General features: G+C 62.2%; 22 protein-coding genes and 4 pseudogenes. 17 read left to right on the top strand and 9 right to left on the bottom strand.

Going from position 1 to position 23,971, the window contains the following annotated elements; translation table 11 throughout:
* Positions 1 to 16 precede the first annotated feature (16 nt).
* Genes AC1PPL_RS07600 through AC1PPL_RS07590 form a run of 3 tightly spaced genes read left to right on the top strand, consistent with a single transcriptional unit; the run spans position 17 to position 3,361 of the window.
* Positions 17 to 703, top strand: a complete 687-nt coding sequence (locus tag AC1PPL_RS07600; RefSeq protein WP_312844500.1) for a heavy metal response regulator transcription factor — start codon at positions 17 to 19, stop codon at positions 701 to 703.
* Positions 700 to 2,106, top strand: a complete 1,407-nt coding sequence (locus tag AC1PPL_RS07595; protein WP_312844499.1) for a heavy metal sensor histidine kinase — start codon at positions 700 to 702, stop codon at positions 2,104 to 2,106. The genes AC1PPL_RS07600 and AC1PPL_RS07595 overlap by 4 nt, the downstream gene beginning before the upstream one ends.
* Positions 2,099 to 3,361 carry a type II restriction endonuclease gene (locus tag AC1PPL_RS07590; RefSeq protein WP_312844498.1) on the top strand — a complete coding sequence of 421 codons (1,263 nt, stop codon included), beginning with the start codon at positions 2,099 to 2,101 and terminating at the stop codon, positions 3,359 to 3,361. The genes AC1PPL_RS07595 and AC1PPL_RS07590 overlap by 8 nt, the downstream gene beginning before the upstream one ends.
* A gap of 233 nt (positions 3,362 to 3,594) precedes the next feature.
* Here the strand turns inward: AC1PPL_RS07590 and AC1PPL_RS07585 are convergent, their stop codons facing one another.
* Positions 3,595 to 3,966, bottom strand: a complete 372-nt coding sequence (locus AC1PPL_RS07585) for a DUF4148 domain-containing protein (RefSeq protein WP_312844524.1) — start codon at positions 3,964 to 3,966, stop codon at positions 3,595 to 3,597.
* Between the two features lie 247 nt (positions 3,967 to 4,213).
* Entirely contained in the window at positions 4,214 to 4,585 is a 372-nt protein-coding gene (locus tag AC1PPL_RS07580) for a hypothetical protein (RefSeq protein ID WP_312844497.1), read from the bottom strand.
* Positions 4,586 to 5,109: 524 nt separating this feature from the next.
* On the opposite strand from AC1PPL_RS07580, the gene AC1PPL_RS07575 reads away from it, so the two are divergent.
* Positions 5,110 to 5,451 (top strand): four-helix bundle copper-binding protein, encoded by a 342-nt coding sequence (locus tag AC1PPL_RS07575; protein WP_312304568.1) that lies wholly within the window; start codon positions 5,110 to 5,112, stop codon positions 5,449 to 5,451.
* Between the two features lie 33 nt (positions 5,452 to 5,484).
* Here the strand turns inward: AC1PPL_RS07575 and AC1PPL_RS07570 are convergent.
* A protein-coding gene (locus AC1PPL_RS07570; RefSeq protein ID WP_312844496.1) for an IS3 family transposase occupies positions 5,485 to 6,635 on the bottom strand; the annotation gives its coding sequence in 2 pieces (ribosomal slippage) (positions 5,485 to 6,389 and positions 6,389 to 6,635; 1,152 coding nt in all).
* A 273-nt stretch (positions 6,636 to 6,908) separates the two neighbouring features.
* On the opposite strand from AC1PPL_RS07570, the gene AC1PPL_RS07565 reads away from it, so the two are divergent.
* The 3 genes from AC1PPL_RS07565 to AC1PPL_RS07555 all read left to right on the top strand — a co-directional run bounded on the left by AC1PPL_RS07565 (position 6,909) and on the right by AC1PPL_RS07555 (position 9,475).
* Positions 6,909 to 7,592: a heavy metal response regulator transcription factor gene (locus AC1PPL_RS07565; RefSeq protein ID WP_287923386.1), complete on the top strand. Its 684-nt coding sequence runs from the start codon at positions 6,909 to 6,911 to the stop codon at positions 7,590 to 7,592.
* Positions 7,593 to 9,002 (top strand): heavy metal sensor histidine kinase, encoded by a 1,410-nt coding sequence (locus tag AC1PPL_RS07560; RefSeq protein ID WP_182121143.1) that lies wholly within the window; start codon positions 7,593 to 7,595, stop codon positions 9,000 to 9,002.
* 125 nt (positions 9,003 to 9,127) lie between these two features.
* A complete protein-coding gene (locus tag AC1PPL_RS07555) occupies positions 9,128 to 9,475 on the top strand; it encodes a DUF4148 domain-containing protein (protein WP_312302496.1) in 348 nt (115 codons plus the stop codon).
* A gap of 68 nt (positions 9,476 to 9,543) precedes the next feature.
* On the opposite strand, the pseudogene AC1PPL_RS07550 reads toward AC1PPL_RS07555, so the two are convergent.
* From AC1PPL_RS07550 to AC1PPL_RS07535, 4 genes and pseudogenes are all read right to left on the bottom strand, one after another.
* Positions 9,544 to 9,672: pseudogene (locus AC1PPL_RS07550) on the bottom strand (DUF3363 domain-containing protein); the annotation flags it as partial.
* A gap of 15 nt (positions 9,673 to 9,687) precedes the next feature.
* Positions 9,688 to 9,909, bottom strand: a pseudogene (locus AC1PPL_RS07545) (type I restriction enzyme endonuclease domain-containing protein); the annotation flags it as partial.
* Complete coding sequence (locus AC1PPL_RS07540; RefSeq protein WP_312844495.1) at positions 9,878 to 10,249, bottom strand: hypothetical protein; 372 nt, start codon at positions 10,247 to 10,249, stop codon at positions 9,878 to 9,880. The pseudogene AC1PPL_RS07545 and the gene AC1PPL_RS07540, both read right to left, overlap by 32 nt.
* Positions 10,250 to 10,258: 9 nt before the next feature.
* Positions 10,259 to 10,624 carry a hypothetical protein gene (locus AC1PPL_RS07535; protein ID WP_312844494.1) on the bottom strand — a complete coding sequence of 122 codons (366 nt, stop codon included), beginning with the start codon at positions 10,622 to 10,624 and terminating at the stop codon, positions 10,259 to 10,261.
* Between AC1PPL_RS07535 and AC1PPL_RS07530 the strand changes: the two are divergent.
* The 7 genes and pseudogenes from AC1PPL_RS07530 to AC1PPL_RS07500 all read left to right on the top strand — a co-directional run.
* Positions 10,624 to 11,202: pseudogene (locus AC1PPL_RS07530) on the top strand (HAD-IC family P-type ATPase); the annotation flags it as partial. The gene AC1PPL_RS07535 and the pseudogene AC1PPL_RS07530 sit on opposite strands and share 1 nt — an antisense overlap.
* Before the next feature lie 27 nt (positions 11,203 to 11,229).
* Complete coding sequence (locus tag AC1PPL_RS07525; protein ID WP_231403441.1) at positions 11,230 to 11,442, top strand: GDCCVxC domain-containing (seleno)protein; 213 nt, start codon at positions 11,230 to 11,232, stop codon at positions 11,440 to 11,442.
* A 130-nt stretch (positions 11,443 to 11,572) separates the two neighbouring features.
* Entirely contained in the window at positions 11,573 to 11,818 is a 246-nt protein-coding gene (locus tag AC1PPL_RS07520) for a DUF2789 family protein (protein WP_312844493.1), read from the top strand.
* Positions 11,818 to 13,092, top strand: coding sequence for a TolC family protein (locus tag AC1PPL_RS07515; protein ID WP_312844492.1), 1,275 nt, complete (start codon positions 11,818 to 11,820; stop codon positions 13,090 to 13,092). Before AC1PPL_RS07520 ends, AC1PPL_RS07515 begins: the two co-directional genes overlap by 1 nt.
* Positions 13,089 to 14,693, top strand: coding sequence for an efflux RND transporter periplasmic adaptor subunit (locus AC1PPL_RS07510; protein WP_312844491.1), 1,605 nt, complete (start codon positions 13,089 to 13,091; stop codon positions 14,691 to 14,693). The genes AC1PPL_RS07515 and AC1PPL_RS07510 overlap by 4 nt, the downstream gene beginning before the upstream one ends.
* Before the next feature lie 15 nt (positions 14,694 to 14,708).
* The gene (locus AC1PPL_RS07505) at positions 14,709 to 17,840 is read left to right on the top strand and encodes an efflux RND transporter permease subunit (RefSeq protein WP_312844490.1); all 3,132 of its coding nucleotides are present in this window, start codon (positions 14,709 to 14,711) and stop codon (positions 17,838 to 17,840) included.
* Positions 17,841 to 18,136: 296 nt separating this feature from the next.
* Positions 18,137 to 18,759, top strand: a pseudogene (locus AC1PPL_RS07500) (tyrosine-type recombinase/integrase).
* A gap of 403 nt (positions 18,760 to 19,162) precedes the next feature.
* On the opposite strand, the gene glmS reads toward AC1PPL_RS07500, so the two are convergent.
* Positions 19,163 to 21,073, bottom strand: coding sequence for a glutamine--fructose-6-phosphate transaminase (isomerizing) (gene glmS / locus AC1PPL_RS07495; protein WP_135149103.1), 1,911 nt, complete (start codon positions 21,071 to 21,073; stop codon positions 19,163 to 19,165).
* 136 nt (positions 21,074 to 21,209) lie between these two features.
* On the opposite strand from glmS, the gene AC1PPL_RS07490 reads away from it, so the two are divergent.
* The 3 genes from AC1PPL_RS07490 (at position 21,210) to AC1PPL_RS07480 (ending at position 23,166) form a co-directional block, all read left to right on the top strand.
* Positions 21,210 to 21,701 carry an Lrp/AsnC family transcriptional regulator gene (locus AC1PPL_RS07490; protein WP_012655630.1) on the top strand — a complete coding sequence of 164 codons (492 nt, stop codon included), beginning with the start codon at positions 21,210 to 21,212 and terminating at the stop codon, positions 21,699 to 21,701.
* Positions 21,702 to 21,826: 125 nt separating this feature from the next.
* Complete coding sequence (locus AC1PPL_RS07485; protein ID WP_479973002.1) at positions 21,827 to 22,822, top strand: DnaJ C-terminal domain-containing protein; 996 nt, start codon at positions 21,827 to 21,829, stop codon at positions 22,820 to 22,822.
* A 2-nt stretch (positions 22,823 to 22,824) separates the two neighbouring features.
* Positions 22,825 to 23,166: a chaperone modulator CbpM gene (locus AC1PPL_RS07480; RefSeq protein WP_011804091.1), complete on the top strand. Its 342-nt coding sequence runs from the start codon at positions 22,825 to 22,827 to the stop codon at positions 23,164 to 23,166.
* Between the two features lie 34 nt (positions 23,167 to 23,200).
* On the opposite strand, the gene AC1PPL_RS07475 is transcribed toward AC1PPL_RS07480, so the two are convergent.
* Positions 23,201 to 23,971 (bottom strand): sensor histidine kinase, encoded by a 771-nt coding sequence (locus AC1PPL_RS07475; RefSeq protein ID WP_312129635.1) that lies wholly within the window; start codon positions 23,969 to 23,971, stop codon positions 23,201 to 23,203.

Here is a 23,971-nt window from a genome sequence, read left to right as displayed (position 1 = left end):
CAGCCTGGGAGGTCCCGTGAAGATATTGATCGTCGAGGATGAAATCAAAACCGGCGAATACTTGCGCCAAGGGTTGCGTGAAGCTGGGTTCAACGCCGATCTTGTCCACAACGGCGTCGATGGCCTGCATCTTGCCCAGGAAGGTGACTACGACCTGGTAATCCTGGATGTGATGCTTCCTGGGATGGACGGGTGGCAGGTGCTCACCAATCTGCGTCGCCGGGGCCTGGAGATGCCCATATTGTTTCTCACGGCCAAGGATCAGGTGCAAGACCGGATCAAAGGGTTGGAACTGGGGGCGGACGACTATCTGGTCAAACCGTTTTCCTTTGCCGAGCTACTGGCGCGAGCGCGCACCATCCTCAGGCGTGGTCGCAATGGCACCGAGGTGACGGTCCTCCAGGTGGCCGATCTAGAGCTGGACCTCTTGCGGCGGCGAGTCAGCAGATCTGGCAAACGCATCGACCTCACGGCCAAGGAGTTCGGACTCCTGGAGCTGCTGATGCGCCGCCACGGGGAAGTTCTGCCGCGCTCGCTGATCGCGTCCCAGGTGTGGGATATGAATTTCGACAGCGATTCCAACGTGATCGAGGTGGCGATGCGCAGGCTTCGGGCCAAGATTGACGATGCCTATGACGCCAAGCTGATCCAGACGGTGCGAGGCATGGGGTATGTGCTGGAAGCGCCGCAGGAGAGTGCGTGAAAGCCCGGTACTCGCTCACGACACGGCTGACGGTCTTTTTTACTTTGGCGTCCGCCTTGGTGCTGATCGGCCTGGGGACTCTCGTCGCGATTTCCATTGACCGGCATTTCGTGGAGCTTGACCGCGATGCACTGCGTGACAAGGTTCACCTGACGCGTGAGGTCGTCGGCAAATCGAAGTCGCTGCAGGATCTGAAGACGCGGCTGGATGACGTTTTGGACAGCCATGAGGGCCTCTTCGTCACCGTGCTTCGCGATGGTCAATCGCTGTACTCGACGGAAGATTTTGAGTTTCCTGCGGACTTGAGCGTGCGGACCCAGCATTCCCGCTTGGGCGTTGCCTCGTGGCGAGTCAAGGACCGTGAGTACCGGGGAATGTCCGAAGCCGTGACGTTGCCGGGTTCCGCCGAGCCGCCGCTGAAGATTTGGGTGGCCGTGGACATTGCCCACCACAAGCACTTCATGTACGAATTGATTTGGGTCCTGGTGGGCTACGTGGCATTGGCAACGCTGGTGGCCGGGGTCCTGGGCTGGTGGGCCGCAAAGAACGGTCTGGCACCGCTTAGGGCCATGCGGTCCCGTGCAATGGCCATCACGGCGCAACGGCTGGACGAGCGGATGCCAACCCAGGAGTTTCCGGTGGAAATGGCCGACCTGGCGACCACCCTCAACGAGATGCTGCGGCGCCTGAAGGAGGAGTTCGACCGGTTGTCCGAGTTTTCTTCGGACTTGGCCCACGAGCTGCGTACCCCCATCAACAATCTGATGACACAGACCCAGGTCACGCTCAGCCAGGCTCGCTCTTGCGAGGAGTACCAGGACATACTGGCTTCCAACGCCGAGGAGTACCAGCGCCTGGCCCGCATGGTGGCTGACATGTTGTTCCTGGCCAAGGCTGACCACGGGCTCATTCTTCCCAGCACCGAGAGAATTATGGTCCATGATGAAGCACAGGCTTTGTTTGACTTCTACGAGGCCCTTGCCGAAGAAAGGCAGGTCCGGCTGCAATTGGTCGGGGCGGCGGAGATCTTTGGCGACCGGTTGATGCTGCGCCGAGCGCTCAGTAATCTTCTGTCCAACGCCATTCGCTACACCCCACCCGGCGAGCAGGTGGTCGTGGACATTCAAGGGGACGTGCACGGAACCACCGTGGATGTCGTCAACACCGGACCTTCCATCGATGCGCAGATGATCCCCCGTCTGTTCGACCGCTTCTTTCGGGCGGACAAGTCGCGCAAGCAGCTGGACTCGGACGGCGCTGGCCTGGGCTTGTCCATCACCCAGGCGATTGTTCATGCGCACCGGGGGCGGATTTCCGTGAGTTCAGCCGATGGCAGGACTTGTTTTTCGATGTCTTTCCCCAGTGCACAGAGCATTGGCAAGCACCTCACGACAGATGCATGACCCCCTGGCAACCCTCATAGACTGCTGGAAGGCAGATCCAAGCAGCACCTACAACACCTGGTTCCTATGGGATCAGCGGATCAAGAACTTCCGCTCCATTCGCCGAGGCATTGCGCAGGTGGTGCAGGACATCCGGGGCGGAACGTTTGGCAACGCTTACCGAGGCTCCTCACTGGAGACGATCGTGGGTTCCGTGGCAGAGCAGCGCCAGATTTTCAAAGGAGCGGACCACGCGTTCCTCTGGAAACCCAAGCTGCGGATTCCGGACATCTACGAGAACACGAGCAACCAGCTCGCCTTCGCAGATCTTCTTCACACTTGCGATCACTGCGACTGCGCAGAAGACGTAGTGGCCGCCATACAGCGCATTGATGCAATTGGCATCAAAGGCCTGGGCCCTGCAGTTGCCAACTTGCTGTATTTCATCCACCCAACGCTGGTCTCTCCCTTCAACACGGCCATCGTCAATGGCTTCAACGCGGTGACCGGGGGGCGCGTGAAGCTCGGACGCTGGGACCACTATCTTTCGATGCGAGAAGGTTTGCTACGCTTGAACGCGCAGTACAGGCTGAAACTGTCGAACGATCTGGGCGCGATTGCAGGACTCATGTTTGACATTGGCAGTGGCCGACATGCAGCGCCGCCACAAGCAATGGATGCAGCGGCGACGGCTCTCTGGCAAGAAGACCTTGAACGCGTGCGGCAGGAATCCACCGCATTGCAACGAGAACTGTCCCAAGCGACCGAGAGCGATGCGACCCACACGGGTGTCCAGGCTTCGCTGCGCGACCTGGGCAAGGCGCTCGGATTTGATGTCTGGATAGCGTCCAACGACCGGGGCCGCGCCTATGGCGGGGGGCTGCTGGGAGATGGATGCATGGCGCAGTTGCCCGCCAGCCTGGACCGAGGACTGGAGTCCGTGCGGCTGATCGATGTCGTATGGGTTGATCCCCAGACCTCGCAATTCGCCGCCGCATTCGAAGTCGAACACACCACGTCCATCTATTCGGGCATCGTACGCATGCTCGATCTGGCCCTGGGCACGCCGGTTGCAGGCAACTGCGCCCTGTTTCTGGTGGCTCCAGACAATCGCAGAGACAAGGTCGCTGAGCAACTTCAAAGGCCCGCCTTCTCCAGGGTGTCGGAGCTGGGAATCCGGTACTTGCCCTACAGTCAGCTGGAGCAGAACCACGCCTCCATGAGCCGCTTTGGCTCCAGCATCAAGCCGCTGCTGGAGATTTCGCAGCGGCTGTGAGCCACGGCTATTTCGTGCAGCGCGCTTTGCAGCGCTCGATTTTTGAGGCCCAGGGTGCGGCCCCCCACGGCGATGTCGTTCAGGCCTACAGAGGCTCGGCGGTCGGAGCAATGCAAATGCAGATGTCGCACGCACTTGCTGATAGCGCGGCAGACACGAATGGCGAGCGAACTGGAGGCGGACCTGTTTCGAAAGGCCCCCCAGATCAGCAGCCGACTGCCCAGAGAACCTATTTAGAACCGAGGGGCCTTGGTGGATTCGTCCGAGGTGGCGGCCACGGCAGCATGGCGCGCAGCGTGGTAGCGGTCAGGATAGATTTCGTTGAGCTTGCGACCGTCTTCGCCCACAGCGACGATGTCTCCTTCGCGGATGGCGCGTGCCAACTCACTTTTGACTTGTTCTTGCGTCTTCAACGACTTGCCTGCCACGATCGGATAGCGACCAGACATCAACTCATTGCGTTTGACTCCGACTTCACCCGCCACCATGATGCCACCCGTACGGATAGCCTGTTCCAATTCTTCCCGCACTTGCTCGCGGGATTTGCTAGCCTGAGTCGAAGTAGCCGTGCGATAGGCGCCGGGGTTGATTTGCTTGAGAGTCATCCCCGAGTCGCCAGGGGCAAGCATCTCGCCGTTTTGCTGAGCCTGCGCCAATTCAGCCAGCACTTGTTCGCGCGTCTTGCTGACCGCTTGGTCCGACGCAAAAGCGGGGCTGCGATGAGGGAAAGGACGATGAGGGTGGACTTCAGTTTCATGATGGTGTTTCCTTTTTGGGTAAATGGCAATGGTTCAGGTGCAACCGCAGGCCGGTTTGGGAGGGCACGCGGTTGCCGGTGATCGCTACGGGGGTTCAGGGCAGTTGGCGGGCATCGACCCAGCCAGCTTCGCCGCCCATATCCCGTACACCGTCACGACCGACGGGGTTGCGCTTGGCTGACTGCAACTCATCGAGGACTTGCTGGCGGGTCTTGGTCAGCTTAGGGCCCGGAACGAGCGGATAAGTGGCTGGATAGCCACGGCTGATCCAGTACAGCGAACCGTCCTTCTGAGCGGCCATTACGGTGTTTTCAACCGCTTGGCGACTGACTGCGTTGCCCAAATGGTCTGCGGCCAGGCTGACGCCTTCTTCCTGGCTAGGGCTTGCGTGATAAACGGATGTCGCAAACGACGCTGTAGCGGATGCAGCAAGGCTGGCGACAAGGATTGCGGTGCGAACTTTCATGATGGTCTCCTGTGGCGCCGGATGCCCGATATGGTTCATCCAGGTGGCGATTTGTGCGCCACGGAAAGAAGTCTAGAAATCGCACGCCGACTCAGAGGTGACGGTCGGATTACGCTTTTCACAGGGTAACTCCGGGGTCACCGGAGCGACGCAGCAAGACGGCTGAAGCTCTGATGTACTAGCGGCACGCTGCTGTTGACGCGCTGTGTGAGCGCCATCGCCATGTTGGTAGGAGCGCAGGGCCGATCAATGCTCTCACTGCACTTTTTTGGCTAAGCCCTTCCATAACGTTCAACGTTGAGGCGCGAATTACGCCGAAAGCTGACGCCGTGATTACGAATCTGCAATCCCTGGGTAATGTTCGCGGGCGATACGGCTCAGTGGGCTCGTTTGCATGGGCAATCGTCGGCGACAACCTACAGCGTGGGCGGCCATGCGCGGCGGAAGATCCTTGCACCGCGCAAGCAATTGCGCGGATTCGAGTTGATCCATGAAACCATTGAACCTACCCTCAGGAGAGCCCAATGAACCATACAAAAAACCCCTTCGTGTCGTGCATCGAGGCCTGCCAAGCATGTGCGACGGCGTGCAACCAGTGCTTCGCCGCATGCCTTCAGGAAGAGGATGTGAAGATGATGGCGCGCTGCATCGCACTGGACGCAGACTGCGCGGCGATCTGCGGCTTGGCGGCTGACGCCATGGCGCGCAACAGCGAGCACGCGGCTGCCATCTGCGCGCTGTGTGCGCAAATCTGCAAGGCCTGCGGCGATGAGTGTTCCAAGCACGAGGCTGACCACTGCAAGGCCTGTGCAAAGGCTTGTCTCAAGTGCGCCCAAGAGTGCGACGCCATGGCGCGTGCCGCTTGATCACGGTGCGCAATCTGAATCGCCCCGGATTCCCTAGACACTTTTGAGCCGTTGGGAATGGCGTCGTTCGAACTCTACCGGCGAAGTATCTCCGGCAGTGCCGTGGCGCCGCTTTGGGTTGTAGAACATCTCGATGTAGTTGAAGACATCGGCTCTCGCGTCATCGCGGGTCGGATAGATCTGGCGGCGGATGCGTTCGCGCTTGAGCAACTGGAAGAAGCTCTCGGCCACGGCGTTGTCGTGGCAGTTGCCGCGACGGCTCATGCTGCAGACCAGGTTGTGGTCGCGCAGGAAGTCCTGCCAGTCATGGCCGGTGAACTGACTGCCTTGATCCGAATGCACCGTGACCGGCCCCTTGGGCCGACGACGCCACAAGGCCATCACCAGCGCATCGAGCGCCAGCCCGGTATCGATGCGGCTACACATTGACCAGCCGACCACCTGACGCGAGAACAGATCGACCACCACGGCCAGGTACAGCCAGCCCTCATGGGTGCGGATGTAGGTGATGTCGGTCACCCAGGATTGATTGGGCTGCGCCACGGTGAACTGGCGCTGCAGGTGGTTGGGCGCGACGACCGCGGGCTTGCCACCACGCATGCCAGGGCGACGGCGGTAGCCGGTCTGCGAGCGCAGTCCTTCGAGTTTGAGCAATCGGGCCACGCGGTGCTTGCCGCAGGACTCGCCTAGATCGCGCATGTCCAGGGTGAGCTTGCGGTAGCCGTACACGCCGCCGCTCTCCAACCACGCGTGCTTGAGCAGGCCCAGCACCCGTTGATCGTCCTGGGCACGTGGGCTCACCGGATCGGCCTTCCAGGCGTAGTAGCCGCTGGGGTGCACCGTCATGATCTTGCACATGCGGCGCACGCTGTGCTCGTGTTCATGGCGCTTGATGAATGCGTACTTCACCCGGACTGCTTGGCAAAGTACGCTGCGGCCTTTTTTAAGATGTCGCGCTCCTCGGTCACACGCTTGAGCTCAGCCTTCAGGCGGCGCATCTCGTCGGCTTGCGAGCACTGCGCTTGGCGCTGGTCAGGCGACATCTGCTTGACTTTGATCCATTGATACAGACTGTGCTGGCTGATGCCAAGCCTGGCCGACACATCGGCCACCTTGTGGCCTCGTTCGGTGATCTGCTTGACCGCTTCGATCTTGAATTCTTCGGGGTATCTCTGCTTGCTCATGGCACCTCCTATTGGGCCTCAGGTTTGAGGCTCAGAGGTGTCTAGAAAACCCGGGGCGATTCAAGTGTCGAAGGCAACAGAGCCCTGAAGGGCGGCAGGTAACTGGAAGTGAGCATGGTCTCCTCTAAAAGAATCTTTGATCTCATGATGTGGAGATTCTGGAGAGACCACCCTTTCATTCAGATGTTCTGAAAATTACATTGTTGCTATCTACCTGTCAGAACGCCTCAAACTTGGCAAACTCTCGCCAAAGCATTGAACGGAAGCGCACACGTGAAAATATTGATCGTCGAAGACGAGCCCAAAACGGGTGAGTACCTGCGTCAGGGTTTGACAGAAGCTGGATACATTTCCGACCTCCTGCCCAACGGCGCGGATGGCCTGCATATGGCCCTGCAGGGCGAATATGACCTGCTGATCCTGGATGTCATGCTGCCTGGCCTGAATGGCTGGCAAGTGCTGCAAGCCCTGCGTGACCGGGGGATCGGAATGCCCGTCCTGTTCCTGACTGCCCGCGATCAAGTGGAAGATCGTGTCAAAGGACTGGAACTCGGGGCCGACGACTACCTTGTCAAGCCGTTCTCGTTTGCCGAGTTACTGGCCCGGGTACGCATCATCCTGCGGCGCGGCCATGCAGGCAACGAGAGCACCACGCTGCGAGTGGCCGACCTGGAACTGGATTTGCTGCGCCGCAGGGTATCCCGCAACGGCAAGCGTATCGATCTGACGGCCAAGGAATTCGGCCTGCTGGAGCTACTGATGCGCCGACACGGTGAAGTGCTGCCACGGTCCCTGATCGCCTCGCAGGTGTGGGACATGAACTTTGACAGCGACACCAACGTCATCGAAGTGGCGATGCGCCGCCTGCGCATGAAGATCGATGAAGGCCAACCCCTCAAGCTCATCCAGACCGTGCGCGGCATGGGCTATTTGCTGGACGTGCCAGAGGAAGAATAGGTGGAGTCGAAACTGCGTTTGGGCAAGCTTTCGCTGACCCGTCGCCTCACCCTGTTCTTCACCGTGGTGGCAGCTGCTGTGGTGCTTGGGTTGGGAGGTCTTTTTCTGGTGGAAATTGAGCAGCATTTCGTCGAACTGGACCGGATGGCTCTGCAGGAAAAGCGGCATTTGATCGAGGAAATTCTTGGCAATGCCAACTCAGTGGACGACGCAAGCTTGCGCTTGAGCGAAGCTTTGAACTATCACCATGATCTCTATGTCCTGGTGCAGAACCCCCAGGGAGAGCGCATTTTTCAATCGTCAACATCCAACCTCAATGTGCAAAGCGGCGATGCCCTGAGTACCGAGGAGACGAGTGTTTTCGGGGTTTGGCGTCACCACGATACCGAGTTCCACACATTGAGCTTTGGAACTGCCCCGGCTTACTCCGCATCAGCGTTGCAGGTGTTGATCGCAGCGGATACAAAACACCACACCCAATTCCTCACTGAGCTGCGCAGCAGTCTGGCGTTCTACGTGATCGCGGCCATCATCGTGTGTGGGCTACTGTCGTGGCTCGCGGCGCGTCAAGGACTGGCGCCTCTGCGTGAAATGAAGTCACGCGCAGCCGTGGTCACAGGTCAGAAATTGTCCGAGCGCATGCCAGTTGAGGCCGTGCCGGTGGAAATGGCCGATCTGGCGCAAGAGCTGAACCGCATGCTGGACCGCCTGCAGGAGGACTTCCAGCGCCTTACCGATTTCGCGTCGGACCTCGCGCACGAGCTGCGCACCCCCATCAGCAACCTGCTGACGCAGACGCAGGTGGCGCTGACGACCAAGCGCGATGCCGCGACGTACCGCGACATCCTGGCCTCCAATGCCGAGGAATTTCAGCGTTTGGCACGCATGGTGTCCGACATGCTGTTCCTAGCCAAGACCGAGCGCGGCGTGGATCTGCCGCACAAGGAGCGGTTTTCCGCCCGCCAGGACGCGCTGGCGCTGCTGGAGTTCTACGAGGCCGTGGCCGAGGAAAAACGCATCCGGCTCCAGTTGAAAGGAGACGGCGAGGTCGAAGGCGATCGCCTGATGTTCCGCCGTGCGGTGAGCAACCTGCTGTCCAATGCCCTGCGTTACACGCCCGAGGCCGGCGACATCACCATCCGTATCACCAGCACGGCACAAACCACGACAGTGGCCGTGGAGAACACTGGAACCGACATCGATGCCAAGATCCTGCCCCGGCTGTTCGACCGCTTCTACCGAGCCGATGCTTCCAGGGCCCATCCGGACTCCGATGGCTCCGGGCTGGGCCTGGCCATCACACGTGCCATCGCTGAGGCCCACGGCGGTAGCGTCACGGCGACGTCGGGCGACGGGCGAACCTGCTTCACCTTGATGTTTCCTCACCGTGGCTCACAGCCATCAAGCTGACAACAATCTCATCTGGCTGTCCGGATTCTGTTGGGGTGCGCTCCCTACGATGAACACATCTCCTCAACGCCCGACCAAGGCATGAGAGATGCAAGTTTCATCCACCTTCCTTAGGAGCTTCAACCATGACCCAACAACGCCTCTCCCTTTCTTCCATGATCGCAGCCGCAACCGCAGTGGTTGCTCTGGGCCTTCCAGGGATGGCTTCGGCAGCCTACGAGCATCCTGCCAACAATGAAAAGAGCGTAATCGTTCACCCGGAACACTTCAAGAGCGAGAAAACCCGCGCCCAAGTCAAGGCGGAGACCGAGGCTGCGATGCGGCAAGGCCGCCTTTCTTATGGTGAGAGCAACTACCCCATCCGCACACCTGATGTAAGTTCTGGCAAGACGCGTGAGCAAGTAATCAACGAACTGCTGAGCGAGTCACCTGCCGAACGCTCCGCGCGTCTGCGTCTCTACTCCCGGGGTTGATAGCCCCCAGTTGGTGCTCCAGCAGAGCACGTTGAATCCATTCTGTGGGATCGCTGGCGTCGGCCTGACTAACCTCGGGACAGCCCAGGCCGCCGTCCAATTTCCCATGACACCCCACCGCCGCGCACCGTCGCGGCGATCTGCTGTCCCAGCCGCTGCTCAATCACCGGCTTCCACGGCACCAGGCTGAATCCCATCGCCCCGGAGTCAGGCTAACCGCCGCCCCAGCTCTCCCCAAACACCTGCGCCTGCCGCAGCACCAAGTCCACCGCCTCTTCCTGCAAGTCTGGCGGGTACTTGTACTTGCGCAAGACCCGCTTGACCATCAGTCGCAGCTTGGCCCTGACGCTCTCACGTTCTGACCAATCCACCGTCAGGTTCTGGCGCAGGTTCTCGGTCAGCTCATGGGCAATCTTCTTGAGGGTTTCGTCGGTCCCCGCTCATTACGAAGGTGGCACCTATTCGCTGAGACTGCTCGATACCTGCCAGTCCGTTGTAGTCCTTAAACAGCTTGGCCCGCTTTGCCGGGGTAACGATGGTGGCGTCCACTGTCAAGGCTGCACGGTAGCGGCGGCGGCCTAGCTCCATTACTCTTTGGGCTGCAATCAATGCCTCCGTGTCGTTGGTGAACTTGGACTTGATGATGTCCACCGCCGTCGCGAGCAACTCGCGTCCACGCACCTGGTTTCCGTGGTGCTCCGTGAATGTAGGCATCACCTCGTCCCGAAATTTATTCCGTGGGTAGTCCGTGCACTTGTCTTCGCAGATCGTCACCGTCTTGATTTATGCCTTCATCGGTTCAAGCTCAACGACCAATCCGTCGAGACCTTGCGAAGTAGCACTTATGTGGGGATCTTTCTGGAAGATTCGGTCGTTTGCTCCTTGCCGTGTTGCGATCCAAGAAATGCACTCGAAGAGAAAACCGTCACGGTGGGCGCGCGCCGCTTTTTCTTGCTCTGGATTCAGGCCCGACTTGATGGTTAGTTGTTCACACGCAGCCTCGTTTAATTGCGGAATCGAAATCGCTGGTGCATTTTTCTCAAGCTGATCCAGGATCCGCGCGGCATGTACGACCTGACCGACTGCTATAACGGCCACAATCTTCGCCAGTTCCTGAAAGTCCGCCACCTCCCAATTCAGGCCAGACACAGCTGGCCGGCATTCTGGCCGTGACCGACCCCATCAAGTCCACCACACCGGATGCGATCCGGACGCTCCATGCCAGCGGCCTGCGCATCGTGATGGCGACCGGCGACGGCCTGACCACGGCCAAGGCCGTGGGCGCGAGGCTCGGCATCGACGAAGTGCATGGAGAGGTCAAGCCAGTCGACAAGCTGGCGCTTGTGGACAAGCTTCAGAGAGGCGGCCATATCGTCGCCATGGCCGGCGATGGCATCAACGATGCCCCCGCGTTGGCCAAGGCCGACGTCGGCGTGGCCATGGGCACCGGCACCGACGTGGCCATGAACAGCGGCCAGGTCACGCTGGTCAAGGGCGACTTGCGCGGTATCACGGCAGCACGGGACATTTCCGTCGACACCGTCCGGAACATGCGCCAGAACCTGCTCTTCGCTTTTGTCTACAACGGCATCGGCGTGCCGATTGCCGCTGGCGTGCTGTATCCGTTCACCGGGTGGCTTCTGTCCCCTCTGATCGCGGCATTGGCGATGAGCCTCAGTTCGGCGTCGGTGATTTTCAATGCTCTGCGACTGCGCCGTGGCCATTGATGGTGTAGGCACCTCCCCGCAAAAACCATGAATGCCGCTCTTCTCGAATCCGTGCTGACCTGCCCGCACTGCGGCTTCGCACGGCAGGAATCGATGCCCACGAATGCCTGCCAGTATTTCTACGAATGCCGCCAGTGCAAGGCACTTCTGCGACCTCGCCCGGGGGATTGCTGCGTGTTTTGCTCGTTCGGATCCATGCCTTGCCCGCCGGTACAGCTGCAGCGCAGTTGCTGCAGTTAGCCGCCAGCCGCAGATAACAGAAAAGTAATCTGAGGCTCATCCTTCTATCAGGCCCGCCTGTCGAGAATGGCTGCATGGGATGGCGCTCCTGATTCGACGCGCCGGTAAGAACACTAAGGGAATCAACACCATGGATTCGACCTACCATCGGTTCACCGAGCTATTTCAACAACTGGGGCTGGCCTCTGACACGCGGAGCATCCAGGAATTCCTGACGCGCCACAGCCCACTCCACCCATCCCTCCGGCTGGAAAACGCCCCTTTCTGGAGCGAAGCGCAATCGTCCCTGCTGCGGGATGAAATATTGCTGGATGCGGATTGGGCGGAGATCGTTGATCAATTGAACGCTACCTTGCGTGGATCGGAAGGTCAGTGATGCCCGCGATCCGCTTGAGACTATCCGTCGGCGCAGCTGTGCTGGCACTCGTTTTCAGTCAGGCAAGTTTCAGTCAGGAGGGGCGACTAGGCGCTCGTCTGGAAGGGCTGTTGGTTGCGGCGCGGGAAGGCAATCCAGAATTCGCCGGCATGCAGTTCGAAGCCAATGCCGCCGCAGAGCGGGTGCTGCCCGCTGGTGCCTTGCCCGACCCCAAGTTCAGCATGGAGCTGCGCGACATCACCCGGATGGGCGAGCGCAATCCGACGCTGCTGCCCGGGCGGGTCGGTAGCACACGCTACATTTTCACGCAGGAGCTGCCATGGTTCGGGAAACGGGGCCTCAAGCGTGAAGCCGCTGAACTGCAGGCAGAGGCAGCGCGGGGACGGGTGGCGGGTACCTGGAGCGAATTGGCCACCAAGATCAAGACGGCCTACGCTCAGCTTTACTACCTTGACCAGAATGAACGGCTCACCCGGGAGATCCTGGATCTGATGGCACGCCTGGAGAAGGTGGCCCAGGTGCGCTATGCCAGCGGACTGGCGGCACAGCAGGACGTGATCCGCGCGCAGTTGGAGCAGACCAGCATGCGCAATGAATTGATCGCACTTGAAGCGGAACGCAGCCAGCTGCAGGCGCGGTTGAAAGCCCTAGTGGGGCGTCCCGCCAGCGAGACGTTGGCCACGCCGGAGCGTATTCGCACGCTTCCTGCTTCCGAGAGCATGCGCTTTGATGTCCTTGAGCAGCGTGCGCGGGCCAGCAATCCGCTGTTGAGAACCGAGGAATCACAGATCCGGGTGGCGGAAAAAAACCGCGAACTCACCTACAAGAACCGCTATCCAGACTTCATGGTGGGGCTCTCGCCCATCCAGTACGGCAAGTCGATCCGCGAATGGGAGTTGATGGTCCAGGTCAACATCCCGCTGCAACAGGACACTCGCCGCGCGCAGGAGCGCGAGGCCCAGGCCATGCTGGAGGCCGCGCGCTCACGCCGCGAAGTCGCCACCAACCAGGTGCTCGCCGATCTATACGAAAACGTCGCTGGCCTGGAGGCAGCGCGCCGCACGCTGGCATTGACCACGGAGACCCTGTTGCCCCAGTCGGAACTGACCTACCGGTCCGCGTTGGCGGGCTATGAATCGGGCAAGGTGGACTTCGCCACGCTGCTGGATGCCCAAAGGCAAATCCGCCAGGCCAAGCTCAACCAGGTCAAGGCAGGTGTGGCCGCGCAAACGCGGCTGGCAGACATCGAGCGCATCGTTGGAGAAGAACTATGACAACAAATTTTAAGGTAGGCGCGCTCGTGCTGGCGGCCACGGCATTGGCCGCGGGCGGCGGCTACTGGTACGGCCACCGGCAATCCACCGCGCAGGAGGCGGCGCAAGCGGTTTCGACAGTGGGTTCGGCAAGCGACAAAAAGGAGCGCAAGGTTCTGTATTACCGCAATCCGATGGGGTTGCCCGATACCTCCCCCACACCCAAAAAGGACCCGATGGGGATGGACTACATCGCGGTCTATGAAGGCGAGCAAGAGCCGGATGCTGGGAGCGCCCATCAGATCAAGATCAGCACCGACAAGATCCAGAAGCTCGGGGTTCGTGTCGAGGCCGCCAGTTTGCGCTCCCTGGACAAGATGGTGCGCGCCGCAGGCCGCGTGGAACCCGACGAGCGCCTGACCTACGCCATCACGCCCAAGTTCGAAGGTTACGTCGAACGCCTGCACGTCAATGCCACCGGACAGGCCGTGGGGAAGGGCCAGCCCTTGTTCGAGGTCTACAGCCCGGAGCTGGTGTCGGCGCAGCGCGAATACGCCATCGCCGCCCAGGGGGTCGATGCCTTGAAAGGCGCCAGCGAGGAAACGCAGAACGGCATGCGCCAGCTCGCCGAATCCAGCCTGACGCGCCTGCGCAACTGGGATATTTCGGACGAACAGGTGAAGGCGCTGGCCCAGTCGAGCGCGGCGCGCCGCACGCTCACGTTCCGCTCGCCGGTGGCCGGTATCGTGACCGAAAAGAAGGCCGTGCAAGGCATGCGCTTCATGCCGGGCGACGCGCTCTACCAGGTCACCAATCTATCGTCCGTGTGGGTGATCGCCGATGTGTTCGAGCAGGACATCGGCCTGGTCAAGCCCGGCACGAAGGCATCGGTTCGCATCAATGCCTACCCCGACAAGGTGTTCACCGGCTCCATCACCTACGTCTATCCCACCCTCACGGCGGAAACCCGCACCGTGCCCGTGCGGGTTGAACTCGCCAATGCAGGCGGCTTGCTGAAGCCGGGCATGTTTGCCCAGGTGGAACTGCCCGCCACCTCGAAGGGGGCCGTCCTGACGGTGCCGACGTCGGCCGTCATCGACAGCGGCACGCGCCAGATCGTGCTGGTGCAACTCCAGGAGGGCCGCTTCGAGCCCCGTGACGTGAAGGTCGGTGCCCGCAGCGAGGACCGCATCGAAATCATCGAGGGCGTGCGGGATGGCGAGATGGTGGTGGTGGCCGCCAACTTCCTCATCGATGCGGAAAGCAATCTCAAGGCTGCCGTCGGGAGCCTGGGACATACAGGGCACGGTGCGCAAATCCCCACGGAGGGTTCCACCAGTACCAAGGCCGTCACCGGCGTGGGTCACCAAGCCGAAGGCACGGTGGAGGAGGTTGACACCAAAACCTCCACGGTCACCCTGGCGCATGGCCCGGTGGCCAGCCTCAAATGGCCGGCCATGTCCATGGAGTTCAAGGTGGCGAACAGTGCCTTGCTGAAGGACCTTCAACCGGGCGCGGCGGTGGCGTTCGAATTCGTCGAACGCGGCCAGGGCGAGTGGGTGATCACCGCCGCCAAGCCCCGGGGCAAAACCACGGCCAATCCGCACGCCGGCCACAACTGATCCTCGGGAGACACCATGCTTGCGAAGATCATTGACTGGTCGGGGAGAAACCGTTTCCTGGTGCTGCTGGCGACCCTGTTCGTCGTCGTGGGTGGGGTCTATGCCGTGCTCAAGACGCCGCTGGACGCGCTGCCGGACCTGTCGGACGTACAGGTCATTGTCTACACCGAATACCCGGGCCAGGCGCCGCAGGTGGTCGAAGACCAGGTCACGTACCCGCTGACCACCTCCATGCTGTCGGTCCCCAAGTCCAAGGTGGTGCGCGGCTTCTCCTTCTTCGGCGCCTCATTCGTCTACATCATTTTCGAAGACGGTACCGACATCTACTGGGCGCGCTCGCGCGTGCTCGAATACCTCAACTTCGCCGCCGGGCGCATGCCCAAGGGCGTGACGCCACAGATAGGCCCGGACGCGACCGGCGTAGGCTGGGTCTACCAGTACGCGCTACTGGCCAAGGACAAGACCCTGGCCGAGCTGCGCACGCTGCAGGATTGGTACCTGCGCTACCAGCTCACCAAGGCCCATGGCGTGGCCGAGGTGGCATCCATCGGCGGCTTCGTGCAGACCTACCAGATTACCGTCGATCCGGTGAAGTTGCGCGCCTACGGTATTCCCTTGGCCAAGGTGTCGCAGGTGGTGCGCGACTCCAACCGCGACGTGGGCGGCCGCGTGGTGGAGATGGCCGAGACCGAGTACATGGTGCGCGGCAAGGGCTACCTGCGCGGCGTTGGCGACATCGAGAACCTGGTGGTCAAGGCCGACAAGGGCACGCCGGTTCTCATCCGTGACATCGCCCGCGTGGAGTTGGCGCCCGACGAGCGCCGGGGTCTGACGGAACTCAATGGCGAGGGCGAGGTGGTCTCGGGCATTGCCATGGCGCGCTACGGCCAGAACGCGCTGGAAGTGATTCACAACCTGAAGGAGAAGATCGCCGAGGTTTCGACCGGCCTGCCGCAGGGCGTCACCATCGAGGCGGTGTACGACCGCTCCGACCTGATTCACCGCGCGATTGAAACGCTCAAGCGCACACTGATCGAAGAAAGCCTGATCGTCGCGCTGGTCTGCGTGGTCTTTCTGATGCATGTGCGCTCAGCCTTGGTGGCGATCCTGATGCTCCCGGTGGGGGTGCTGATCGCCTTCATTTCCATGCGCCTGTTGGGCATGAACTCCAACCTGATGAGCCTGGGGGGCATCGCCATTGCCATCGGTGCCATGGTGGACGCGGCCATCGTCATGATCGAGAACGCCCACAAGCACCTGGAGCGCCTGCCCGAGGAGCACACCAACACCGATCGCGTGGAAGCCATGATTGCCGCCTGCAAGGAGGTGGGCCCGGCTTTGTTCTTCTCGCTGCTCATCATCACCGTGTCCTTCCTGCCGGTGTTCACGCTGGAGTCGCAGGAAGGCCGCCTGTTCTCGCCACTGGCCTATACCAAAACCTTTGCCATGGCCGGTGCCGCGCTACTGTCGGTGACGCTGGTGCCCGTGCTGATGATGCTGTTCATCCGCGGCCGCGTCATGCCCGAGGCCCGCAACCCCGTGAACCGCTTCCTGATCTGGGTCTACCGTCCCATCATCGCCGCGGTGATGCGCTGGAAGAAGCTGACCGTGGCGGCTGCCCTGGTGATGCTGGGCGTGTCGTTCTACCCCGCCAGCCAGCTCGGATCGGAGTTCATGCCTACGCTCAACGAGGGCACGCTGCTCTACATGCCCGCGTCGCTGCCCGGCATGTCGATCACCAAGGCGGCCGAGCTGATGCAGACGCAGAACAAGCTCATCAAGAGCTTCCCCGAGGTGGCCTCGGTGTATGGCAAGGCCGGGCGTGCCAACACGGCCACCGACCCGGCGCCGACCGAGATGTTCGAGACCGTCATCAACCTCAAGCCCGAGTCCGAATGGCGCACGGGCATGACGACCGACAAGCTCATCGCGGAACTGGATCAGGCGCTGCAATTTCCCGGCGTCTCCAACGCCTGGACAATGCCCATCAAGGCACGCATCGACATGCTTTCCACCGGCATCCGCACGCCCATCGGCATCAAGGTCTTCGGCAAAGACCTGGGCGAAATGGAGCGCCTGGCGCGGGAGATAGAGACCGTGGTCAAGCAGGTGCCCGGAACAACCTCGGCGTTCGCGGAACGCATCACCGGGGGCTTTTACCTCAATATTGAACCCGACCGGGCGCAACTGGCGCGCTACGGCCTGGGGGTAGGAGAGCTGCAGGACGTCATTGGCACGGCCCTGGGCGGCGAAATGGTGACCACCACGGTGGAAGGCCGCGAGCGCTTTGGCGTAACCGTGCGCTACCCGCGCGAGCTGCGCGCCGACCCGCAGCAGATCGCCCGTGAAGTGCTGGTGCCCACCATGGACGGCGCCATGGTCCCGCTGGGACAGGTGGCGCGCGTGGAAGTCGCCAAGGGGGCCCCCGGCATCCGTACCGAAAACGCGCTGCTGTCGGCCTATATCTTTGTCGACATCCGGGATCGCGACATCGGCGGTTATGTGACCGACGCGCGCAAGGCCGTGAACGAGCAAGTTCAGTTCCCGCCCGGCTACTACGCCACCTGGAGCGGCCAGTTCGAATCCATGGAGCGCGCGGTGCAGAAGATGAAGGTCGTCATCCCGGTCACCTTGCTCATCATCTTCCTGCTGCTGTACCTGAACTTCAAGCGCCTGACCGAAACCTTGATCGTCATGCTGTCGGTGCCGTTTGCCCTTGTGGGGGGCATCTGGCTTATGTGGTGGCTGGGCTACAACATGTCGGTGGCTGTCGCGGTGGGCTTCATCGCACTGGCCGGGGTGGCAGCAGAGACGGGCGTCATCATGCTGATCTATCTCGACCATGCCTGGGAAGAAATTCAGGCACGGCGCCGATCGGAGAACAAGGAGCCTAGCGTGGCCGACCTCTACGAAGCCATCATGGAAGGCGCAGTCGAACGGGTGCGCCCCAAGATGATGACCGTGGTTGCCATCATGGCGGGCCTGCTGCCCATCCTGTGGGGGACCGGCACCGGCTCGGAAGTGATGAGTCGTATCGCTGCCCCGATGGTGGGCGGGATGATTTCTTCGACCGTGCTCACGCTGGCGGTGATTCCGGCGATCTACGGCCTGGTCAAACAATGGAAACTAAAAAGCGTGGTGGCCTAATTCCGTCAAATACTTGAGGCTTCTCTCATCTGTTACCTGATGGAGGGAGCATGTAGACGACGACTCTGATGGCTCCGGTCAATCTCCATGCGATTGGTGCGGGGCATTCGAGCCTATGCGCGTCATGACGGACAGATCACCCGATTCGGTGCAGCGCATACCGGGTACATCGGCGATGTCTGTGTCGGACGTCGACGCCGAGCGCTGCACATTGTTCGCTAGCTGCGGGTAATAGACGGTAATCTAACGATGCGAGGGCGCATCCTATAAAGCCCTCAACTCGGTGGGAGACCATCATGAAAACCGCAGGTAATGCCGATCATCGCGAGCCGTGGAACAAGGGAAAGATCGTCGGGCAAAAGGCACCTTTTAAGCTGAAGGACATTTGGGCGCTGCATGTCCGCCTCCAGATTGAAGGTCGGGTGCGTGAGCTGCACTGTTCAACCTAGGCATCGACAGCAAGCTGCGCGCATGCGACCTTGTGGCCCTCAAGGTCCGGGACGTGTGCCATGGAGATCAGATGGCCACACGTGTCATCGTCATGCAGAGCAAGACTCAGCGTCCGGTGCAATTCGAAATCACACAGACCACCCGAGACGCCCTGCAGACGTGGATCAAACAGGCCGGGCTGAAGTCAGAACAATTCCTGTTTCCAAGCAGGCTCCACGATTCACCTCATCTTGAAACCCGACAGTACGCCAGAATTCTTGGGCATTGGGTCGACGACCTTGGACTGGACCGCGCGGACTACGGCATACACTCCATGCGAAGGACCAAGGCAACGCAGATTTACCGACGAACAAAGAATCTGCGCGCAGTGCAATTGCTCCTTGGGCACTCAAAGCTGGAATCAACGGTCAGGTACCTTGGCATCGAGGTTGATGATGCCCTGGAGATTTCCGAGCGAACGGAAATTTAAGGGCAGTCGCCGCAATCGATGAGACGAAAGCGCTAGCTGCCAATGACCGGCTGCTTCTGGATCAGCCGGTCGTTCGAGTCTCAACTCCGAGCGGCTGCAATCAGCCTGAAGCAGTCACCTCGCCCCTCCAGCCATTCACGGCCACGGAAAACACGTATCTCAACGCACACAAAAAAGCGCTCCAACGGGAGCGCTCTCTGTTTCAGAGCATCAATCGCAATGCCACAGCGCAAAACAACCGCATTTTGCACTCGCCACAACGAAGACAGTCCTTGTTTACGACTTTACGGATACAAATAGCCCGCCCTCGAACCCGCATGAAAGCTAGATGCTTGTTTACGACTTTAATTGCGTGTTTACGACTTTAATTACCCAGAATAACCACGCCGCCGGTGTGCTGGCCTTACTCCACCGTGACGCTCTTGGCCAGGTTACGGGGCTTGTCCACATCCGTTCCGCGCGCGCAGGCCGTGTGGTAAGCAAGCAGTTGCAGCGGCACCACATGCAGCAGCGGCGACAGGGCGCCGTAGTGCTCTGGCATGCGGATGACGTGCAGACCTTCGCTGCTGTCGATATGGGTATCGGCATCAGCCAACACGTAGAGCACGCCGCCACGGGCGCGCACTTCTTCCATGTTGCTCTTGAGCTTCTCCAGCAGCGCGTCGTTGGGCGCCACGGTCACCACCGGCATGCTGCTGGTGACGAGGGCCAGCGGGCCGTGCTTGAGTTCACCCGCAGGGTACGCCTCGGCGTGGATGTAGCTGATCTCCTTGAGCTTGAGAGCGCCTTCCAGTGCAATGGGGTAGTGCAGTCCGCGGCCCAGGAACAGGGCGTTCTCCTTCTTCGCGAAGTCCTCGGACCAGCTGATGATCTGCGGCTCCAGCGCCAGCACGGCCTGCAGCGCGGCGGGCAGATGGCGCATGGCTTTCAGGTAGTTGCCCTCGGCCTCCTCGGTCAGGCGCCCGCGCGACTGCGCCAGCGCCAGGGTCAACAGGAACAGTCCCGCCAGCTGCGCGGTGAAGGCTTTGGTCGACGCCACGCCAATCTCCACGCCGGCGCGGGTGACATAGGCCAGCTCGCACTCGCGCACCATGGCGCTGGTGGCCACGTTGCAGATGGTGAGCGTGTGGCGCATGCCCAGGCTCTGCGCATGGCGCAGTGCGGCCAGGGTGTCGGCGGTTTCGCCGGATTGGCTGATGGTCACCACCAGCGTGCGCGGGTTGGGCACGCTGGTGCGGTAGCGGTATTCGCTGGCCACTTCCACCTGGGTGGGAATGCCCGCGATGCCCTCCAGCCAGTACTTGGCGGTGCAGCCGCTGTAGTAGCTGGTCCCGCAGGCGAGGATGAGCACGGAGTCGATCTCCTTGAACACACGCCAGGCTGCCGCGCCCTGCTGTCCGGGCTGGCCCACGCCGTCGAACAGCTCGGGCACGATGCCCTGCAGGCCGTGCAACGTGTCGGCAATGGCGCGCGGCTGTTCGAAGATTTCCTTTTGCATGTAGTGGCGATAGGGCCCCAGCTCCACCGCACCACTGTGTGCGTGCACGGTGCGCACGGGGCGGCTGCCGGCGTCCAGCGGCTGGCCATCGGCCGTGGTGATCCAGTAACGGCCCAGTTGCAGGTCCACCAGGTCGCCCTCTTCCAGGTACACGATCTGGTCGGTCACACCAGCCAGGGCCATGGCATCACTGGCCAGGAAGTGCTCACCCTCACCGACACCCAGCACCAGGGGCGAGCCCGCGCGCGCGCCCACCACGCGGTGCGGCTCGTCCTTGTGGATCACGGCGATGGCGAATGCGCCGTGCAGCCGCGCAGTCGCGGCGCGCACGGCCTGGAACAGGTCGCCGTCGTACAGGCTGTCCACCAGATGCGCGATGACCTCGGTATCGGTCTGGCTGGAGAACACGTAGCCGCGCGCCTGCAACTCGGCGCGCAACTCCTCGTGGTTCTCGATGATGCCGTTGTGCACCAGCGCGACGCGGCCGGGGCGCTCTGCCTGCGCCGGCGCAGCACCGGGTCCGTGGCTGAAGTGGGGATGGGCGTTGTGCACGACGGGGGCGCCGTGCGTGGCCCAGCGGGTGTGGGCGATGCCCGTGGCGCCTTGGAGGTGTTCATGGTTCACCTGCGCCAGCAACTCGGCCACGCGGGCAGTGCTGCGCGCACGGTGCAGGCCACCCGCGGGCATTTCGCCCAGGCTCGCCTCGTGCACGGCGACGCCGCAGGAGTCATAGCCGCGGTACTCCAGCCGCTGCAGGCCTTGCACCAGGATGGGAACGATATTGCGGGTGGATACCGCGCCGACGATGCCGCACATAACTACTGCTCCGATGAAAGAATGGGCGAGATGCTAGGCGGCCTCTCCAGAAATTTTTGATCTGATTTTCATGACATATGAACAAAAATTTCTTCCGCCATAATCCAAGAAATATTTCTTCATAAAACACACTTTGATGGAATCCGATTCCTCGCTGGATGCCGTGGATTTGCAATTGCTGGACCTGCTGCAGCGCGACGCCTCCCTCAGCAACCAAGCTCTGGCAGAACAAGTGCATGTCTCCCCACCCACCTGCCTGCGCCGCGTGCGGCGGCTGCACACCCTGGGCCTGATCGAGCGGCAGGTGGCGCTGTTGCAGCCCGACCGCCTGGCCGCGCTGCAGGGCCACGGGCTGGCTGCGATCGTCGAGGTTGCACTGGACCGCCAGGGTGCCGAGCACCTGGACGCGTTCGAGGCCCGCGCCGTCGCCGAAGACGAGGTCCAGCAATGCTGGCGTGTCTCGCCGGGGCCGGACTTCGTGCTCATCGTGCACACGCGCGACATGCCGGGCTACCTGGCCCTGTCGCAGCGGCTATTCACGCAGGACGCCAATGTGCGCAACGTGAAGGCGTTCTTCTCGGTCCACCGTGCAAAATTTGAAACAAAAGTACCTCTAGCGCTTATCTAGCAAGCGCCAACAGCTATTTAATTTATAGCAATCCTGCACGACCCCTTGACCTTCCGGGACATCGACTCCACTCTGTGAACCTCAAGGCCGCGCCCACTGCGGGCCGGCCATGCATGGAGGGACGCATGGAGTTCAAGGACTACTACCAGATCCTCGGCGTGGCACGCGACGCCACTGCCGCCGACATTAAGAAGGCCTACCGCAAGCTCGCGCGCCGGTACCACCCCGACGTGAGCAAGGAGGCCGATGCCGCGGCCCGCATGGCCGAGGTGAATGAGGCCAATACCGTGTTATCGGACCCGGAGAAGCGCGCCGCCTACGACGCGCTCGGCCGCGAGGCACCGCACCGCGCGGGGCAGGACTTCCGCCCGCCGCCGAACTGGGACGCAGGGTTCGAATTCACCGGCACGCCCGGCGCCGAGGGCATGGACGCGGCGCAGTTCAGCGACTTTTTCGAGCAGCTCTTCGGCCGCGCCGCCCACGCCCAGCGCAGCCGGCACGCGGGCCCGTCGGCCCATGATGGGAGCGGCAGAACCTCACCACAGCGCGGGCGCGACCACCACGCCAGCATCGAGCTGGACCTGCGCGATGCGTACCTGGGCGCCGAGCGCACGCTGACGCTGCGCGGTGCGCGGCTGGACGACAGCGGCCACGTGGTCAATGAAGAACGCCAGCTGCAGGTGAACATCCCCAAGGGGGTGCGCGAGGGCCAGCTCATCCGCCTGGGCGGCCAGGGCGGCCCGGGCTTGGGCGGCGCGCCCGCGGGCGACCTGTTCCTGGAGGTGCATTTCAAGCCCGACGCACGCTGGCGCGCCGAAGACCGCGACGTGTACCAGTCCGTCACCCTCGCGCCCTGGGAGGCCGAACTGGGCGGCCCCGTCGAGGTGCAGACACCCGGCGGCGCCACCGTGGAAGTGACCGTGCCGCCGCGCTGGAAACCCGGCCGCAAGCTGCGCCTGAAGGAGCGCGGCATTCCCGCCGCCACGCCCGGCGACCTGTACCTGGAACTGCACGTGGCCCTGCCCCCCGCCACCAACGAGGCCCAGCAGCAGGCCTACCGCGCGCTCGCGCAGGCCTTCCCGCAATTCCAGCCCCGCAAGCCCTCTACGCAAGGAGCCTGAGCATGCCCACGCCCCCATTTGTTGATCATGCCCTGGCCGAGCTGCTGGACGAGCAGCCCCGCCTCACGCTGGAAGACCTGGCGCGCACCTGCTGCATGGGCCCCGACTGGGTTGTGGAGCGTCTGGAGGCCGGCTTGCTGCAAGGCGAGCAGGCCGGCGGGCACTGGCGGTTCAGCAGCGCGAGCGTGGTGCGCGCGCGGCGGCTGGCACGCCTGGAATCCACTTTTGACGCCGACCCCGAGCTGGCCGCACTGACGGCAGACCTGATCGAGGAAGTGACCGCGCTGCGCCAGCGCCTGCGCGAGCTGCAGACGCGCCTGGGCCTGCCTGCGGCGATGCCTTGAGCGCGGCGGCGGGAAGCGCGGCAAGCGCAGGCCGCTACCGCGCCGCAGCCGGCCACTCCAGCGCCACCGTGCAGCCCGCACCGGGCGCCGCGGTGGCCTGGATGCGGGCGCCATGGCGCTGCGCGATCGCCTGGCACAGCGCGAGACCCGCGCCCACGCCCTCGAATTCGGCTTCGCGGTGCATGCGCTGGAACACGCCAAAGAGCTGCTGCGCGCGCGTGCCATCAAAGCCCACGCCGTTGTCCCGCACGGTGATGCGCACACTGCCCTGGGCCGCAGGTTCAGCCTGCACCTGCACACGGGGCTGCGCCACGCCGCGCGAGAACTTCACCGCATTGCCCAGCAGTTGCACCAGCAACTGGGCCAGCAGCTCGGCATCGGCCTGCACGACGGGCAGATCCGGCGCAATGTTCCATGCCGCGCCTTCGGCCGCCGCACCCAAAGCCTGCCGAGCCTCCTGCACAGCCGCGGTCAGCGCAACGGCCCGGGGCCGCAGCGCAGCGCTGCGCGCGCGGGCGATGGCCTGCAGCCCGTCGATCATCTGCGCCATGCGGCGCGCGGACTGCTCCATCGTGGCCAGGAAACCCAGCGCCTCGTCCACCTGCGGCGGCTGCTCCTGCAGTACCTCGCGCACCAGCGCGCCATAAGAGGTGACGTGGCGCAGCGGCGCGCGCAGGTCGTGCGACACACCCCGTAGAAAGTCCTCCTGCGCCGCCGCCATATCGCTGATCTGCTGGCGCGCCTGGGCCAGTTCGCTGCGCAGCTGCGCCAGCGTGTCCGCCGGTGGAATGCCCTCGCCGGTCAT

The organism is Diaphorobacter sp. B2A2W2 (assembly GCF_056730635.1).
The sequence above is the reverse complement of the archived record's forward strand: the minus strand, read 5'-3'. Positions and strand labels throughout refer to the sequence as shown.